General features: G+C 39.6%; 3 protein-coding genes. 2 read left to right on the top strand and 1 reads right to left on the bottom strand.

The window, feature by feature from the left end; translation table 11 throughout:
* The coding region (locus tag NTU69_11020) for a 23S rRNA (adenine(2503)-C2)-methyltransferase (GenBank protein MCX5804041.1) at window positions 1-501 on the bottom strand (501 nt) is incomplete at its 3' end.
* Between the two features lie 294 nt (window positions 502-795).
* On the opposite strand from NTU69_11020, the gene NTU69_11015 reads away from it, so the two are divergent.
* Window positions 796-1,728 (top strand): TerC family protein, encoded by a 933-nt coding sequence (locus NTU69_11015; protein ID MCX5804040.1) that lies wholly within the window; start codon window positions 796-798, stop codon window positions 1,726-1,728.
* A gap of 172 nt (window positions 1,729-1,900) precedes the next feature.
* On the top strand, window positions 1,901-2,206 hold a 306-nt coding region (locus NTU69_11010; protein MCX5804039.1), incomplete at its 3' end, for an S-adenosylmethionine:tRNA ribosyltransferase-isomerase.

Here is a 2,206-nt window from a genome sequence, read left to right as displayed (position 1 = left end):
GAGGTTATCGAGGTTATCAATCGGTTCGCCCATACCCATGAAGACAATATTTGTAATCCTTCTGTCGTGAAGATACTGCCTTACCCCCATGACCTGTCCAATAATTTCAGAAACAGAGAGGTTTCTTATAAAGCCTATCTTCCCGGTCACACAGAATTTGCAGCCCATCCTGCAGCCAATTTGAGTGGATACACACAGTGTGTTTCTCTCTTTTTCGGGGATGAAGACACCCTCTATAACCTTGCCATCTTCAGCTGAAAATCCAAATTTCATTGAGCCATCCCTGGATGTCAGTACCTCTTTTATTTCAGGAAGACCCGTGGAGAACATGTCCTTGAACAGTATTCTCAAGCCTTTTGAGATGTTGCTCATCTCGGCGAAGTCAAGTACGCCTTTGTTGTAAATCCATTTATAGAGCTGTCTTGCCCTGTACTTCTTATTACCCAGTGCACTGATTGCTATTTCGAGTCCATCTAATGTGAAATCAAAAAAATTACGCATATATCCTCAGCAACATATCTCCATGGTTATATTGTCTTAGCCGGTAGGATAGAATACCAGAAAAGGGAATATCCTGCAAGGCGGGTTAAAAGAACACAAAAGAATATAAAAATGAAAACAGTACTGCTTAAATGTAGTCAATAAACAATTGACAAACAACAGCGTTTAAAATAATAATGTAAACTGGATTTAATTTAACAGGTTAATACTATAACAACTAAAATGGAGGGGGTATTGTATGGAACAGAAGCTATGGCATGCAATAGAGTCTTCACAAAATGTGAGGAAGTTGCAATGACGACCCAATTTTGCTTCTGGCTTGTCTTTTTTATTTTCGTCCTTTCAATGCTTTGGTTGGATTTAGCGGTTTTTCATCGTAGATATAGCGCTATGAACCTCAAAGAAGCACTCTTAGGATGTGCTTTCTGGATTTCTCTGGGTCTTCTGTTTAATCTGGGAGTTTATTTAGTATATGGTCAAGAAAAGGCGCTCGAGTTCTTGACAGGGTATGTGGTGGAGTATTCTCTAAGTGTTGACAATATGTTCGTCTTTATCCTGATCTTTTCTTACTTTTCCGTGCCTCCTGCTTACCAGCATAAAGTGCTCTTTTGGGGGATTATCGGGGCACTGATCCTGCGTGGTATCTTCGTCGGGATGGGTGTCGCACTGATAGAGAGATTTCATTTTATCATATATATTTTTGGTGCATTATTGGTTGTGACCGGTATCAAAATAGCCTTTGAGAAAGATAAAGAAATACATCCAGAAAAGAATCCAGTGCTCAAGCTCTTCCGTCGATTCATGCCCGTTACCAGGGATTATGTAAAAAGTAGTTTTTTCACAACTATAAACGGGTGTCTCTGGGCAACACCAATGTTTGTTACATTGCTTGTAGTTGAAACTACAGACGTTATCTTCGCTGTAGATTCGGTTCCTGCTGTGCTCGCCATTACACTGGATCCATTTATCGTGTATACTTCCAATGTTTTCGCTATTTTAGGGTTACGGTCACTATTCTTTGTATTAGCAGCACTTGTCCGACTCTTTTACTATCTCAATTATGGAGTTGCTACAATCCTCGTTTTTGTGGGAGTCAAAATGCTGATAGGTGATTTTTACAAAATTGCGGCGTCTTCCGCTTTACTCGTTATTGCCAGTATATTGTTCTTGTCGATTATAGCTTCTGTTATTAAAGCCCGCAGGCAAGACCCGAATAGTTCGGTCTGAGACATTTGGTTCTCAGGCCAAAACTACACGCCCAGACTATAAATTGATATTAAGCCAGATTTTAAGAAATCCCCTGTCCTCCAATCCAATGCCTGAGAAATCACTGTAACTATTTTAAATTAGGTTGCTTATACTTGCACAATCTGTTATAAAATTAACTTATTTTATGGGTATGAATACCGAAGAATTTGATTATTTTTTACCGAAGGAATTAATCGCCCAGTATCCTGAAAAGGAGAGGACATCTTCCCGTCTTATTGTTTTAAATAGAATGGAGGGAACCATACAACACAGACATTTCAAGGATATCATTGATTATTTACGTGAAGGTGATGTGCTTGTATTGAATGATAGCAAGGTGTTGCCAGCAAGACTGAAGGCCACAAAGGATACCGGAGGTATCATCGACATTCTACTTGTTGAAAGGATAAGTGATAACCGGTGGTTTTGCCTTGCAAATGGCGTGAAGAGAGGGGTA

This window comes from Pseudomonadota bacterium (assembly GCA_026388215.1).
Lineage (GTDB): Bacteria > Desulfobacterota > Syntrophorhabdia > Syntrophorhabdales > Syntrophorhabdaceae > JAPLKF01.
The sequence above is the reverse complement of the archived record's forward strand: the minus strand, read 5'-3'. Positions and strand labels throughout refer to the sequence as shown.